Here is a 14384-nt window from a genome sequence, read left to right on the forward strand (position 1 = left end):
CCACTCCCCACTCCCCACTCCCCACTTAAGGGTAACCAAATCATAAACGTAGTCCCCGGCATATCGGGTACAGCAATAACTGAGTTAATAGCAGGGCTGAAAATTTCAATTTCGCCCTGCATTTGTTGTATTAATTGTTTAGCGATCGCTAGCCCTAAACCTGTACCGGGAATTTCAGTTTGCGCTTGTACTCCCCGGTAATGTCTTTCTCCCAAATGTGCTAAATCTTCTGGGGGAATACCAGGTCCATTATCACTAATAGCAATTCCTAAAAAATTAGCTTTTTTTTGCCCTACTTGAATATAAATTTTGCCCCCTGTAGGAGTATATTTTAAGGCGTTATCAATAATATTACTAAAAACTTCTTGTAAGGCTTTAATGTTGGCACGTACTAATGGTAATCTTTGGGGAATTTCTGTTTTTAGTTGCAGATTTCTTTCCTGTGCTATGGCTTTTGCTGAAACTAATAATGGTGTTAATAAATCAGCAACAGCAAAATCAGTTTCTTTTTCTCCTATTCCCGGCAATAATAGTGCTGGTTTGGATTCTTGTTGCACAGTTGCTTCTACAAATACTTCGTTTTCAGGTAATGATAATTGCCCTAAATCTGCCTCAGTCCAATCAATTACTTGATCAAATTGTTGTAGTAATTCTTGGAGGCGATCGCTTTCTCGAACAATATTTGCTCCTACCTCTCGATTAGGATCACCTGCTCGCAGTCGTTTGAATAGCAGTTTCCCAAAGGTACGAATTGCTGTTAACGGGTTCCGAAACTGGTGTAGGAGGTTATCCAGCAAATCCCGCTGCTGTTCTTGCAGAATTTGTTGTTGATGTAGCTGATGCTGTAACCAAGCTCGACGCTGATCTAATATACAGGCGATCGCCAGCGTTTGGACGATATTTTGAATTTCGCTTTGCTCCTGGTCATTCCATGCCCTATCTTTTCTGCCTGTCACCAACAACCCCATCATCACACCTTCATGAACTAGAGGCAGGACAATTTGGTGTCCACCCAGATGAAATTCCTCATTAATATCTGGCGTTTGTTTCTCCTGTGAAGGAAGAGGAGACTCTATTCCTGCTGTTAATAACCTATCTTGTTGCTGAGGTAGTACTAAAATATTACCCACTGTGGCTTCGGCAATTTCTGGACCCGGGGGCAATACTGCTGTCTCCGGGTAAACCACCACCGGAATTAGTTTTGCCTCACCAGTGGGAGCCTCTACCAATTCTTGTGTTAAGTAAACAACACTTAAAGATGCACCCAGTCCTTGGGTTAGCAGTGCTATTTGCTCTCGGCATAGAGCAACAAAATCTGAACTGGCAGACATTAACATTTTTTAGCTTTTGCTCAGAATCACAGAATTTGAGGGAAGATGAAAGGAAGTTACTTTATTTTCCTCACACTTTGAATAAAGCTTAACTAAATCTTTTCAGTAATGGTTTGCACCAGGGGATTATATGCTTCACCACTTTCAAACATTGTTTTTCTTGTATCAAAAGTTTAAAAACTCTTGATATTTTGAACTAGAAATTATATAATTGCGACGGATTTTGTAGCTATAACTACAATCTATAGCTTGAAAGAGGAGGAAAATAAGTTGGCAAGAAGACGTAAACGGAAAAGTCGTCGTCGCCAAGAAGGACGACGTATTCTTGAACATGTGCCTCAATATAGCATCGAAAGCGGCGAGGAAAAACCTGTAACAGCAGCAAGAAAATTCATTCAAGCTGAAGGAATTGCTCCACCGGCGTTGCTACTCGTAAAGCGAAACGAGCATACCACAGACCGTTATTTCTGGGCAGAAAAGGGTCTGTTTGGCGCTCAATACGTGGAAGAGAACCATTTCTTGTTTCCCAGCCTGCGGACATTAGAAGCTCCCGCAGGAGCAGAACTTCTGGCTGTGGCTAGCCGCTGATTCTCAGATGGTTATCTTAACGTATTGAATTGGCTTCTGAGAATCATTTAACTGGCAAAGTTGCTCAGTTTATGCAAAGTTTCCAATTTTTTTAAGTTTGTAACTGATTTGCCAGGAAATCTATACCAATTAATCAACTTAATTGGACAATCATCGTCTTTTCAGACCACTTAGGTTTGTAAGACTTGATCTAGTCAAATGATGTAGCGGGGAGTCAGGATAGAGCAAAATGCATCCGCAAGTGAGAGTTGAGTTGCGCTCTCCATTAATGGATGGCCACGTAGGCTCTGTAAACAGCTATAAAATTTTCCCTACAATATAGTGTTGTAGGGAAACTTTACATATTTTTTTGTCAGAGATGTTGTAAACGGAGATACTATTCACAACATTACAGTCATCAACTATTCAGCAGATTCTAACTGTAGAGTTTTCTGTAACTCTATAAGTTCATCTCGATGGGCAACTATAGTAATTTTGCTGGGAAAGTTCGGTTCACCCTGGTTCGTTGTTTCTATTTTGAACAGTACCTGCTCAACTCTTCCGGCTTTTTTCCAATAAAATAGCCCACTCAAAGGTGATAGTATTACCAGCCAGAGAAACAGTGTTCCAAATTGAGGAAAAAGCAACGATAAAACCAAAGCCAGACAGACCATCCCCACAGATGCTAGCAATGTCAAAAACACAGCTAAAAATAAACTAGGTTGTACAAAACCTTCAAAAACCACTTGATTTTTGTCGCGGTTTATCGCTGCTACTTGGTAAGCTCTTGCACGAAAATACTCTTTAATTTGTGGCATTAAAGCAGCTTCGTCTTGCTCCGATACAAGTTGTGCTGTTGTTGTGCGGTCTTTAGTTGCAGCCCGAATAAAGAAAAACAATCCGACTGATAACAACAAAGTTAGCAGTAATGTAGATGGCAAAATAGCAGTATCCATAACTAAAAATTGTGCTTTTTTTTCATGGGAGGTGACTTATTCATAATCAATTATTCGTTAATTTGTCCTCCCGTTGATGTAATCTTGCCAAAGATGTGCCAAATTCTGTGACTGCTCTTGCCATTCTGGAGAAACTTGGTACATCCGCCTGGGCCGTCCTCGCCCTTCGAGTTTCTTCCAATACCCAGTGATAGCCCTTTGGTCTTCGAGAAATTTAATTGCACTATAAAGTACGGTATCTGAAAGCCGATAAGTAGGGTATTCAGTTTCCAATCGCTGGATCAACTCAGTGCCGTAGGATTCAGTTTGTAACAAAATGTACAATATGTAACAAACTGCCAATTCCTGACAGAGATAAGTTGGCGGAGGATTTTCAAAGAATTGATATATATCCTCAAGTTTCATGATAGTTGAATGGCTAAAAAATGCCTGATGGTGGTATCTACAATCTTTATAGTCTATATAAGTACTACTACACAATAAGTAGGTATATACAGCTACCCAGATACGGTTTGCAAAGTGTAAACATTAAAACAAATACCCACGTTATAAAAGTCGCAGGATAAAAGCGCCAATTTTAGGAGCGTAAAAAGTTACACCCCTACCCAAGCTCTAGGTGTGGTGGTGAGGAGGAATTAAAGCAGTGGCTGGGTCACTTTTCTTGTTTCAAGCAATGCCGAACCAGTTAGAACGGCTTAAGCATAAAATGCCATCGAAGAAATTCTACAGGTAAAATGCCGTTTTGTCTGCAAAAGTTAATAAACACTTTGTTTTACGGTGATTATCACAGTATAAAATATCAAAAATTAAGCCTTGTGAAATGTCGATACGAAAGCCTATATGCTTGTATACACAATCAAATAAGCATTCAGTACTGACTAGCTGGACTTGAGATACTCAGATCCCATCTGGTAAGTGTGATATTAAACGTAACAAGTCCTTAGCGCATTGGTGATCCGTATGTCACAAAACCCCGACACTCCATCTTCCTCCTCTACTCTGAGGGCAATTGCTCAAACCTTTCGCCTGACTGGTTGGATTAGCTTCTGGATACAGCTAGTTCTTGGTGTTGTCTCTGCGATTATTGTGTTGCTATTTGCCATTTTTAGCCAGAGGGATGGCAGCCCTAGTAATAATCCTGGAACTGGGTTTGGTGTATTTTTGGCAGTTTGTGGAATTCTAATTTTGGGTGGGGGCATTTATTTGGCTTACCGTTACACCAGAATTGGTAACCAATTACAATCCTCAAATCCTAGCAACCGCCCGCGTAAAAGCGAGACTTTGCAGGTGTTACGCCTAGGTCTATGGGTGAATTTAGTGGGAATGCTGGTGACACTGTTAGGTTCACAGGCAATTGTCGGTACTTTGGTAGCCAGGTCTATATCTCCTCAAGCTGTCACAACCCAATTATTTGACCCTACACGAATTATCAGCGGTTTAGATATGCTGGTAGTCCAAGCGAATATCAACACCGTTTCAGCGCATTTTGCAGGGCTTGGAGTGTCGATATGGCTACTCAATCGGATTACCCGAACTTAGATAATTTGTATAGCAAATAATTCCCAGATATTTACAATACTTTTCTGGAACCCTCCCAGCTAACTATGAAGACCAATACCAGTTACTGAAAGGTGAGAAAAAACAGCCAAAAAGATGAAATAACTGTATTTATCGTCCTGGCAAGATTTATAGGGCAAAATTTTTGTATTGGCAATTCCTGCCCTAGCAAACCAAAATCAGTATATGCTGATGTTTTAGCAAGAAGACCCTAGGCAAAAAACCGAGAAAAATCTGTGCTGGATATTAAGCAAATACGGGAAAATCCCCAATTAATCCAAGAACGGTTGAACAGTCGTAGTGGTAAATACGACATCGAACCGATATTACAGTTAGACAAGCAACAACGGGAATTGGAGGGGACACGCAGTCAACTTCAAGCTCGTAGTAACGAAATTGGTAAAATTGTTGGGCAAAAAATTAAATCTGGTGTGAGTCCTCAATCTCCAGAAATTCAAGCCTTGCGGGATGAAGGTAACTCTGTAAAAGCGCAGTTGAGTGAACTGGAACCCCAAGAAAAAGCCCTCAAAGCAGAAATAGAGCAACTTGTATTAGCGCTTCCAAATTTACCCAGTGATTCCACACCTGTTGGTAAAAGTGAAGATGAAAACGTCGAAGTGCGACGCTGGGGTGAAGAGTATCTTCCCCAAAACCCAAATATTCTTCCTCATTGGGAAATAGGCGAAAAACTGGGTATTCTCAACTTTGAGCGTGCTGTGAAAGTTGCCCAAAGTCGTTTTGTGACTCTTGTTGGTGCGGGTGCAGCCTTGGAAAGGGCATTGATTCAGTTTATGCTGAAGACGCAAACCGAAGCTGGTTATGTAGAAGTTAGTCCGCCTTTGTTAGTGAATACTGATTCTTTAACCGGAACCGGTCAGTTACCCAAGTTTGCAGAAGAAAGCTTTAAGTGTGCTGATGATGAGTTGTGGTTGATACCCACAGCAGAAGTTCCTGTTACCAACCTTTACCGAGGAGAAATTCTGGCTGCGGAAGAGTTACCAATTTATCACTGTGCTTATACTCCCTGTTTTCGTCGGGAAGCAGGAAGTTATGGACGCGATATGCGGGGTTTAATTCGTCTGCATCAATTCAATAAAGTTGAGTTGGTAAAAGTTGTTCATCCTAGTTCTTCTTTTGATGAATTAGAAAAATTGGTAGAGAATGCAGAGGCAATTTTACAAGCGTTAAAATTACCTTATCGAGTAATTAACTTATGTACTGCTGATTTAGGTTTTGGAGCAACGAAAACTTATGATTTAGAAGTATGGTTGCCATCTTCTGGTAAGTATCGAGAAATTTCTAGTTGTTCTAATTGTTTTGATTTTCAAGCAAGGCGGGCTGATATTCGTTTTAAGGAAGCAGGTAAGAAGGGGACGCAGTTTGTCCATACTTTGAATGGTTCTGGTTTGGCTGTGGGGCGGACAATGGCAGCGATTTTAGAAAATTATCAGCAACCAGACGGCACAATTTTGATCCCGGAGGTGTTGCAACCTTTCTTGGGACGTGAGGTGTTGTAGCTATGGTGCCATTCATTTAGCTTAATACTTTAAGCATCCTAAAACTGGACAGCTTAATAAGGTGCGTTAATAAAATGTAATGCACCTTATAAAACTTACTTGTAAAAACGAATTTTTACTGGTTATGGGTAACAAAGGTTACAATATATTATCGAATTTTATCTAAAGAATATGGAGCTACACGCATATACCAGAACAATTTCCGATCTTTTTTCTGTAAAAAAGAAGTATGTTGTTCCTAGATTCCAAAGAGAATATTCATGGACAAAAGAGAAGGTTTCGGAATTATGGGACGATATTGTTGCAAATATTAATATCAGTAATGATGGACAATTTAATCATGAAGAGTATTTTATTGGATCACTAGTTCTTGTAGGAGATGACAAATCTCTATCAATGCAAATTGTTGACGGACAACAGAGACTTACAACGATAACCATACTACTTTCTGCGCTATGTCAAAGATTCATAGAAATTGAAAAAAGAAATTTGGCAGAATCTATATATGAGAACTATATTGCTGGTAAAGATGATGAGGGAAAAGACTACTTTAAATTAGAAAATGAAACTCCCAAGCCTTTTTTCCAAATATCAATTCAGCATATTGATAAAAAGCAAGAATCTGCTTATTCTGAAGAAGAGAAAAATTTATTCAATTCATATAACGAGTTTTATTCCTACACTTCTAAAGAATTACTTAAACAAAAATTTGGGCAGATTACAATAGAAAATGATTTATATGAAAACCTTTTAAAAGCAGTCAGAGATCAAGTCGTGAAGTATTTGAAAGTAATTTTCATCACTGTTAGTGAAGAAGACCAAGCTTATACAATATTTGAAACTTTGAATGCACGAGGGATGGATTTAAGTTTCGTTGACTTAATAAAAAATAAAGTATTTAAAAGTTTTACTACAAGACATCCTGATGATTATGCAAAGACTAAATGGAAAAAATTACGAAAAACAATAGCTTCAAGAGATGGTGTAGGTACTCTGGAAACATTTGTCAGGCATTGGTGGATAGCTAGATATAACTATACAAGTGCAGATAATGTTTACAAACATTTCAAGAAACAATGGAATGTTGGTGGAATAAACCCTGAATTTTTTTTAGATGAGTTAGTGAATGATGCTGAACTATACGTAAAAATATCTTCTCCTGTCGTAGAAGATTTTCCACAACAAGAAGAAAAACAATTATATAGATCATTGTCGGCATTGAAAACTTTCAATGTTAGTCAGCATAAACCTTTCTTATTAAACCTATTCAAAATACGACAGCAAAATTTTTTAACACTAACAGATGTAAAAGAAATTATTTGTTTTATTGAAAAATTTCATTTTTGTTTCAACGCTGTATGTTCTATGAGACCTTCAGGAATTGAACAAAGTTATTCTAAAGCTACTAGACAATTATTTGATGCAAAAGATAAAAAATCAGCTAGAAAAGTTATAGAAGAGTTGAAGCAACAATTGTTGACTCGGCTGCCGGAAAGGGATAAATTTAAAGATGATTTTTCTAAACTAAAATACCTTAAGAGCTATACCAAAGATAAAAAACTCATACAGTATATTTTTAGTCATATTGAATCTGTCAAGCAAACAACCAATGAGTTTAAGCCTGATAGTATAACTTTAGAACACATACTATCTCAGTCATCAGGGACAGAAGATTATATAGGTATGATCGGTAATTTACTGCCACTGGGAGCAAAATTAAATGGAGAAGCTGGTACTAAAAAACTGGTAGATAAAATAGAAACATACAACAAATCAAAATTTATATTAACGCAAGAATTTGCAACCAGTAACCCTGAAACATGGGGAGAAGAGGAAATTAAAGCTAGAACAAGTGATTTGGCAGAATATTGTTACAATTCAATATGGATTACCGAAGTGTAATGCTTGAGTTGGAGGTAGCGATCGCCCAAACTATAATTTAAGAAAGCGCAAAGGTTAATAAAACCCTGATTGCCATGTTAAAAAGTTACGAAGCAATTTATGAGAATGGTCAAATAAAGTGGATATCAAAACAGCCTCAAGTTAATACGGCCCGTGTCATTGTTACCTTTATAGAAGAAACTTTACCATCAAAGAAACGCCGCACTGCCCCTGAATCTATTGCAGGCAAAGGTAAAACATTAGGGGATATTGTCAGTCCTATAGTTGATGAAGAAGACTGGGAATGTTTTGTTCTCTCAGTATCCTGAACTTGATACTCATTTGATGAAGTAGTGGGCGCTCAGTCTAACTTAGGCAGAGTTTCATACTGTATGATGCTTTGAGTCTCTGCGTCCGTTCCCTAACTACTACAATGAAAATATATATCCGAATATTTTGATTAATTTGCTCTATGTCAGTTTTAGCAGCGATCGCAGTCTTGGCTGTTTTGATCTTGGTACACGAGTTCGGACATTTCATCGCCGCCCGTTCTCAAGGTATTCACGTTAACCGTTTTTCTTTGGGGTTTGGCCCAGTTCTTTGGAAGTACCAGGGATCGGAAACCGAATATGCTGTCCGAGCCTTTCCCTTGGGGGGTTTTGTGGGCTTTCCCGACGATGACCCAGATAGCGATATTCCACCCAACGACCCGAATTTGCTGCGTAACCGTCCCATTTTAGACCGGGCGATCGTCATCAGCGCGGGAGTTATCGCAAATTTAATATTTGCCTATTTGCTATTGGTAACCCAGGTGAGCGTTGTCGGCATAGGGGAAGCTAGCCAACCAGGAGTTTTAATCAAACAGTTAGCACCAGAGGTTAGTTCTGTAGCAGCTGAAGCAGGTATTCAACCAGGAGATGTCATCTTAGCAGCGGATCAAAGACAATTTGGGACTGTGCTGCAAGATATAGAAGATTTTCGGGACATTATCAAAAATAGTCCAAATCAGCCTGTGCAACTAGAAATTTCCCGTGGCGACCAAAGGCTATTAGTGAATGTAATTCCTGAAGATAAGCCCACTGGAGGCAGTATTGGCATCGGACTTGCTCCCAACGGTGAAGTTGTCCGCCGTCCTGTGAATAATCTGGGAAGAGCTTTTAATCTTGGTGCTACAGAATTTCAGCGCCTTGTAACTATGACGTTTCAAGGATTTGGACAACTGATTACCAACTTCGGTGAAACGGCTGGTCAAGTAGCTGGGCCGATTAAAATTGTGCAAATTGGTTCAAATATCGCCCAAAATGATACAGGCAGTTTGTTCTTCTTTGCCGCTTTGATTAGCATTAACTTGGCAATTATCAATATCTTGCCTTTACCAGCTTTAGATGGTGGACAACTGGCATTTTTGCTGATTGAAGGTGTGCGTGGTAAGCCATTACCTAATCGGATTCAAGAAGGTGTGATGCAAACTGGTTTAGTGCTACTTTTAGGACTAGGCATTTTTCTGATCGTCAAAGAAACCACTCAATTAACTTCCCAGTTGGAATGGGTGCAAAAGTTGTTCCAGTGATTGTTACCCGCAAATCACCATCTCAAAAGCAACGGGCGTTAGAAATTCTCGCGCGTTTGCAGGATCTTTATCCCGATGCAACTTGCTCTTTGAATTACTCAACGCCCGTACAACTGCTGGTGGCAACTATTCTCTCTGCCCAGTGTACGGATGAGCGAGTCAATAAAGTTACACCAGCCTTATTTGAGAAGTTTCCTGACGCAGCTAGTTTAGCTAATGCTGACTTAGGAGAATTAGAAAACTTGGTGCGTTCTACAGGGTTTTATCGCAATAAATCCAAGAATATTCAAGCGGCTTGTCGGATGATTGTCAGCGAGTTTAACTCTGTGGTTCCCAACCAAATGGAGCAATTATTAAAACTTCCAGGTGTGGCGCGGAAGACCGCAAATGTAGTCTTAGCTCACGCTTATGGCATTAATTCTGGGGTGACAGTAGATACTCACGTTAAACGCCTGAGTCAACGTTTAGGTTTAACTCAACATCCTGACCCCATCCGCATTGAAAAAGATTTAATGGCGTTGTTACCTCAACCAGATTGGGAAAATTGGTCAATTCGCCTGATTTATCACGGTCGTGCTGTGTGTAAGGCTCGTTCTCCTGCTTGTGAAGCTTGTCAGTTGAGTGATTTATGCCCCACTGGGAAAAACAGTTGATGGCAGGGTAGAGAAAATAAAAAATCCCTAGAATCAATGGGGACACTGTAGAATAGAAAATGCTGTCTTTAAATCTGTTAGAGAGTGTATGGCAAAAAAGAGTATGATTGAGCGCGAGAAAAAACGCGCCAAAATGGTAGAAAAGTACGCCGAAAAGCGGGAAGCGTTGCTAGAAGAGTTCAGAACAACAGAATCTCCTTTAGACAAGTTGGAAATTCACCGGAAAATTCAACAGCTTCCCCGTAACAGTGCGCCCAGTCGCCGCCGCAATCGCTGCTGGGTAACTGGTCGTCCTAGAGGTGTTTATAGCGACTTTGGACTATCTCGGAACGTGCTACGGGAATGGGCGCATGAAGGCTTGTTACCTGGAGTTGTTAAGTCTAGTTGGTAGTTATTGGTCATTAGTCATTAGTCATTAGTTTAGACAAAGAACTAATGACCGCAATAATTCAAAAATTTTGACTTCCCCCCAGGGGTTGTTATTGACCACAACAACGGTCTATACCTAGACTTTCTAAGAGTAGATCGCTGACGGCGTTGGCGATCGCAAACTCTCCATAGAAACTTTTGGAAAAATCAAATGCCTGCATCTCTGTGACAATAGCTATTACTAGAGATCCGAGGTCATTTTCTCCCTCCATGCGTTGTCGGACAAAAATTTGGGCGGCGCGTTGGGCAATTTTTTGATTGACTATTTCTGGTAAAAATTCTGTGTCTAGCCACCGCAATAAACGATCTTGCAACCATTCACCTTCGAGTAGGGGGTTTTGAGACGGTGGTAGAGTGATGGGTGGAATTGCTTCAGTCATCTTTTTTAAACGCAGAGGAACGCTGAGAAAATTGCAGTAAACCAGCGCTGGGGAAAGGTTTCCCACCACAGTCCGCTGGTGAATCCCTCAGGAGAAACACCTGAGCGTTCCTCTGAGGTTTTTTTATTTTGCTTAATTATGCAATATGATATCGCTGCTATTATTCGTGGTTATGCTCAAGGTTATTTTCTCATGGCTGACGACAATACAGGCCTGGGATGGTATGGAAGCCGCGATCGCACTTTGATTCCTTTGGATGAGCGATTTCGTTATCCTAAGTCGTTGCAGCGTGTTCTCAATCAAGAGCGTTTTACGGTGGCGATTAATCGAGACTTTCCGGGTGTGGTGGCTGGATGTGCTAACCGCGAAACTACATGGATTTCCCGGGATTTACAAGAAATTTACTGGTTACTTTACCAGCATGGTTATGCTTATAGTTTTGAAACTTGGCAAGGTGATGAACTGGCTGGAGGCATTTTAGGGATTGTCATTGGCGGTGCTTTTATTGGTGAGTCGATGTTTTACCGCATTCCTGAAGGCTCGAAGGTGGCAATGGTAAAGTTGGTGGAAAGATTACGTCAACGCCAGTTTGTGTTCTTTGATGCTCAAATGATGAATCCCCATTTAGAACGATTTGGGGCTTATCGCATTGGGGATGAAGAGTATCAGGTTTTACTGCATCAGGCTTTGCAGTGCAGTTGTGATTTAGTGTAAATGGTAAAGATTTAGTGCTATTTGGAAATGCAGCTTCAATAACTCGTGAATCACTTTGAGGCAGAACAAACGTTACTCTCTCGCTTATAACTACTCTTTTTTCTCAAATTTTCTGATAATGGATAGGGCTGAAGCGCGGGGGCTTGACGCATCAAAACGCGTAAAACAGCAGATTTCTGCTGTTTCTTGTTTGTTGTCCTTAAGTATTACATGATTGATTACTTCAGGGCGTGAAAATTTTATTTACTAGCTAATGCTGGTTCTTTGACAGTTTGCTGCAAGATTTGGGTGTAAAGTTCACCTAGTTGAGTGGCTACTCCATCCCAACTAAACTTTGTTTCCACACGCTTTCTCCCAGCCTGACCTAATTTGCCTCTCCATTGGGGGTTTAACAAAATTCGGTCGATAGCAGCGCTAAAAGCAGCTACATCTTGTGGTGGTGCTAACAAACCTGTGACTTCGGGAACTACAGTAAACTGAAGTCCGCCAACATCGCTAGCTACTACAGGTGTACCACTAGCCATTGCTTCAATTGCCACTAAACCAAAAGGTTCGTAGTGACTGGGAACAACGCAAACATCAGCCGCCGCGTAGTAAGTAGGCAAAATTTCTTGACTCAGACGACCAGGGAGGGTGGTAAAGTCATTCATCCCCAATTCGTTGATGATATTCTCAATGCGATCGCGCTCGATGCCGTCACTATTACCTGGAGTGCTACCACCACCAATAATGAGTTTGAGATCATCATCACCTCGTAATTGAGACTCGTTAACTGCACGTACCAAAGTTTCTATACCTTTGCGGGGGTCGAAACGTCCTACATATAATATGACTTTGGTTTCTGGCGCAATTCCCAACTCGGCTCTGGCGGCTTGGCGTTCCACTGCACCAAATCGGTGAATATCTGTACCGCAGGGAATAATATCGATATTACCTTTTGTGGAAACAAGCGATCGCATGTGTTCCTGCTCTTGGGGACTTGTTGCCACAATCCGTTCTGCTGTTTCCAAAACTTCTTTTTCCACTGTTAATCGCTGACTAGCAATCTGGGGAATATTTTCTATTGTGTTGTACTTAACTGCTCCTAAAGAATGGTAAGTATGAACCTGCCGAGTACCTTGGATTTTCTTCAGTTGCATCCCCACCCAGCTAGAGTGCCAATAGTTGGTATGCACTAATTCATAAGTAATATTATTTTCTTTTTGAAATTTGAGGAAGTTATCCAAAAATTCTGGCATGTGTTCCAACAGTTCATCTCGCGGCACAAATTCCACAGGGCCTGCTACTAGACGAACGGTGCGACAATTTTGGTTTAATTGAACAATTTCGTCTTGTTTTATACTTACCTTACGAGTAAATATATCAACCTGCCATCCTAGCTGCCCTAGTGCTTCACCCACATGACGCACATAAACGTTTTGTCCTCCAGCCTCTTCTTTTCCAATTTCAATTGCCGGGTCTCCATGAACTGAAATTAAGGCGACACGTTTTTCCGTGGTAGCGTTCATAGTTTGTGTGTTGCTGATTTTAAGAAGGTATCAGACGTTTCTAAATTTGCTAGGTGCAAACTTAGCTGAAGTATTTTGTATTGTTGAATAATCTTTATTTTAATTTAATTATGTCAAACAATTTAAAATACTTACTACTTGGTCTATACTTCTTTGCTCAGTAAATTCATTGAATCTCTCTATGCATAAACAACTATATTTATATCTAATGCTTATGATAGATGAACTTCAATTTAATAAGTGGTGTTTATACAGAAATGCTTTCTTAAATATGGTCTGTTTTCGATAACTGCCACAGTTGGATTTCATAACAAAGATGACGGTCAAAAATTGTGCGTGCTTCTAAGCCTTCCACAATCAGGTTTTTAATCCAACGATTAAATATCCAACGACCAAGTAAATGTATTGGTGGAACTGCGATCGCCACTACATCGGCAATATATTTGATAGTACTCAGCCCAAAGGTGCGGAAATTTTCAAGACACAAGTCAATGGTTGGCGCAATCTGAGCCGAAATATCCTCAGTTTTCACTAATTTGAAGCCAGCTTGCTCTAACGCAGCGTGAAGAACACTAGCAACATGACAATTAGAAAAGATGCCTTCATTATATTTGGCATCAACGCGGATCATATCGGCTAGCAGCAGGTAGCCACCACTATTCAGCAACCGCGCTGCACCTTGAGCTATGTCATCAGCAGCAATATATTGGCTACTTTCACTAAAGAGTATTAGATCGTAGGCGTGGGTTGGCTGGAAATCCTCAAATTTTGTTAAGTGGAACGGTATCTCACCTTTGGTGTGATCAATAAACTTCTCTTGCTGGAAGGGATCGGGTGCTAATCCCTCCACAGAAAAGCCACGATCTTGGAGGTAAGCAGCATTCCCACCAACGCCGCAGCCAACATCTAGCAAACTATTTGTTTCGGCTGGTATAAAAGTCAAAAGTTTAGCCATATAGGCTTCCTGAGCAATACGTAACCCCACAAGAGTCAAATCCTCAGTGGAGGCTGGAATAGTTTCCCAATATCCGTAATGGAGATAGGATGAACCTGTAAGTTCTAGATAGTAATTGATCGCAGCATTTTGGTAGCGAGTCGCTTGAGAAATCTGAATTAACTTTGGTTGATGCATTGGTAAATACAGTATAGTCAGCCAGTTTAAACTTTTGGAAATGAGACATCACCCGTAAAGCCCTGAAGATAACAGATGCGCTTACAGTTGACAGCCTTCCCGTAAGGTAGGGACTTAGTACGTATATCCCCACTTTTTAAAGTATCAGATAGTGGGAAATATGATTATCCAGACTATTTTAGTTTAAAC

The 14384-nt window shown here is 40.4% G+C and carries 15 protein-coding genes; 9 read left to right on the forward strand and 6 right to left on the reverse strand.

Going from position 1 to position 14384, the window contains the following annotated elements:
• A partial coding sequence (locus ACM0OS_RS13650) for a sensor histidine kinase (RefSeq protein ID WP_414543732.1) occupies positions 1 to 1337 on the reverse strand: 1337 nt, incomplete at its 3' end.
• Between the two features lie 264 nt (positions 1338 to 1601).
• Between ACM0OS_RS13650 and ACM0OS_RS13655 the strand changes: the two genes are divergently transcribed.
• A complete protein-coding gene (locus ACM0OS_RS13655; RefSeq protein ID WP_414543733.1) occupies positions 1602 to 1919 on the forward strand; it encodes a DUF3155 domain-containing protein in 318 nt (105 codons plus the stop codon).
• Between the two features lie 401 nt (positions 1920 to 2320).
• Here the strand turns inward: ACM0OS_RS13655 and ACM0OS_RS13660 are convergent, their stop codons facing one another.
• Together ACM0OS_RS13660 and ACM0OS_RS13665 are read right to left on the reverse strand one after the other, a co-directional pair.
• Positions 2321 to 2854: a cofactor assembly of complex C subunit B gene (locus tag ACM0OS_RS13660; protein WP_414543734.1), complete on the reverse strand. Its 534-nt coding sequence runs from the start codon at positions 2852 to 2854 to the stop codon at positions 2321 to 2323.
• 57 nt (positions 2855 to 2911) lie between these two features.
• Positions 2912 to 3259, reverse strand: coding sequence for a PadR family transcriptional regulator (locus ACM0OS_RS13665; protein WP_414543735.1), 348 nt, complete (start codon positions 3257 to 3259; stop codon positions 2912 to 2914).
• Positions 3260 to 3814: 555 nt separating this feature from the next.
• Here ACM0OS_RS13665 and ACM0OS_RS13670 point away from each other — a divergent pair.
• The 7 genes from ACM0OS_RS13670 to rpsN all read left to right on the forward strand — a co-directional run bounded on the left by ACM0OS_RS13670 (position 3815) and on the right by rpsN (position 10423).
• A complete protein-coding gene (locus ACM0OS_RS13670; protein WP_414543736.1) occupies positions 3815 to 4393 on the forward strand; it encodes a DUF3611 family protein in 579 nt (192 codons plus the stop codon).
• A 254-nt stretch (positions 4394 to 4647) separates the two neighbouring features.
• On the forward strand, positions 4648 to 5928 hold the full coding sequence (gene serS / locus ACM0OS_RS13675) for a serine--tRNA ligase (RefSeq protein WP_414543737.1): 1281 nt from the start codon (positions 4648 to 4650) through the stop codon (positions 5926 to 5928).
• 171 nt (positions 5929 to 6099) lie between these two features.
• On the forward strand, positions 6100 to 7830 hold the full coding sequence (locus ACM0OS_RS13680) for a DUF262 domain-containing protein (protein WP_414543738.1): 1731 nt from the start codon (positions 6100 to 6102) through the stop codon (positions 7828 to 7830).
• 74 nt (positions 7831 to 7904) lie between these two features.
• On the forward strand, positions 7905 to 8138 hold the full coding sequence (locus tag ACM0OS_RS13685) for a hypothetical protein (RefSeq protein ID WP_414543739.1): 234 nt from the start codon (positions 7905 to 7907) through the stop codon (positions 8136 to 8138).
• A gap of 143 nt (positions 8139 to 8281) precedes the next feature.
• Positions 8282 to 9379 (forward strand): RIP metalloprotease RseP, encoded by a 1098-nt coding sequence (gene rseP, locus ACM0OS_RS13690; RefSeq protein WP_414543740.1) that lies wholly within the window; start codon positions 8282 to 8284, stop codon positions 9377 to 9379.
• The gene (gene nth, locus ACM0OS_RS13695; RefSeq protein WP_414543741.1) at positions 9355 to 10032 is read left to right on the forward strand and encodes an endonuclease III; all 678 of its coding nucleotides are present in this window, start codon (positions 9355 to 9357) and stop codon (positions 10030 to 10032) included. The genes rseP and nth overlap by 25 nt, the downstream gene beginning before the upstream one ends.
• Before the next feature lie 88 nt (positions 10033 to 10120).
• Positions 10121 to 10423 (forward strand): 30S ribosomal protein S14, encoded by a 303-nt coding sequence (gene rpsN, locus ACM0OS_RS13700; protein WP_414543742.1) that lies wholly within the window; start codon positions 10121 to 10123, stop codon positions 10421 to 10423.
• Between the two features lie 88 nt (positions 10424 to 10511).
• On the opposite strand, the gene ACM0OS_RS13705 is transcribed toward rpsN, so the two are convergent.
• Entirely contained in the window at positions 10512 to 10841 is a 330-nt protein-coding gene (locus tag ACM0OS_RS13705; protein ID WP_414543743.1) for a hypothetical protein, read from the reverse strand.
• A gap of 138 nt (positions 10842 to 10979) precedes the next feature.
• On the opposite strand from ACM0OS_RS13705, the gene aat reads away from it, so the two are divergent.
• Complete coding sequence (gene aat, locus ACM0OS_RS13710; RefSeq protein WP_414543744.1) at positions 10980 to 11555, forward strand: leucyl/phenylalanyl-tRNA--protein transferase; 576 nt, start codon at positions 10980 to 10982, stop codon at positions 11553 to 11555.
• Positions 11556 to 11794: 239 nt separating this feature from the next.
• On the opposite strand, the gene ACM0OS_RS13715 is transcribed toward aat, so the two are convergent.
• Positions 11795 to 13063, reverse strand: coding sequence for a glycosyltransferase family 4 protein (locus ACM0OS_RS13715; protein ID WP_414543745.1), 1269 nt, complete (start codon positions 13061 to 13063; stop codon positions 11795 to 11797).
• 265 nt (positions 13064 to 13328) lie between these two features.
• The gene (locus ACM0OS_RS13720) at positions 13329 to 14195 is read right to left on the reverse strand and encodes a class I SAM-dependent methyltransferase (protein WP_414543746.1); all 867 of its coding nucleotides are present in this window, start codon (positions 14193 to 14195) and stop codon (positions 13329 to 13331) included.
• Between the last annotated feature and the right edge of the window lie 189 nt (positions 14196 to 14384).

Source organism: Nostoc sp. CCY0012 (assembly GCF_963920855.1).
Lineage (GTDB): Bacteria > Cyanobacteriota > Cyanobacteriia > Cyanobacteriales > Nostocaceae > Cyanocohniella.

Excerpts from the sequence above, each read along its gene's own strand:
- ACM0OS_RS13660 (WP_414543734.1), bottom strand. The coding sequence starts at position 2,854 with ATGGATACTGCTATTTTGCCATCTACATTACTGCTAACTTTGTTGTTA.
- ACM0OS_RS13665 (WP_414543735.1), bottom strand. The coding sequence starts at position 3,259 with ATGAAACTTGAGGATATATATCAATTCTTTGAAAATCCTCCGCCAACT.
- ACM0OS_RS13670 (WP_414543736.1), top strand. The coding sequence starts at position 3,815 with ATGTCACAAAACCCCGACACTCCATCTTCCTCCTCTACTCTGAGGGCA.
- ACM0OS_RS13680 (WP_414543738.1), top strand. The coding sequence starts at position 6,100 with ATGGAGCTACACGCATATACCAGAACAATTTCCGATCTTTTTTCTGTA.
- ACM0OS_RS13685 (WP_414543739.1), top strand. The coding sequence starts at position 7,905 with ATGTTAAAAAGTTACGAAGCAATTTATGAGAATGGTCAAATAAAGTGG.
- rseP (WP_414543740.1), top strand. The coding sequence starts at position 8,282 with ATGTCAGTTTTAGCAGCGATCGCAGTCTTGGCTGTTTTGATCTTGGTA.
- nth (WP_414543741.1), top strand. The coding sequence starts at position 9,355 with ATGGGTGCAAAAGTTGTTCCAGTGATTGTTACCCGCAAATCACCATCT.
- rpsN (WP_414543742.1), top strand. The coding sequence starts at position 10,121 with ATGGCAAAAAAGAGTATGATTGAGCGCGAGAAAAAACGCGCCAAAATG.
- ACM0OS_RS13705 (WP_414543743.1), bottom strand. The coding sequence starts at position 10,841 with ATGACTGAAGCAATTCCACCCATCACTCTACCACCGTCTCAAAACCCC.
- aat (WP_414543744.1), top strand. The coding sequence starts at position 10,980 with ATGCAATATGATATCGCTGCTATTATTCGTGGTTATGCTCAAGGTTAT.
- ACM0OS_RS13715 (WP_414543745.1), bottom strand. The coding sequence starts at position 13,063 with ATGAACGCTACCACGGAAAAACGTGTCGCCTTAATTTCAGTTCATGGA.
- ACM0OS_RS13720 (WP_414543746.1), bottom strand. The coding sequence starts at position 14,195 with ATGCATCAACCAAAGTTAATTCAGATTTCTCAAGCGACTCGCTACCAA.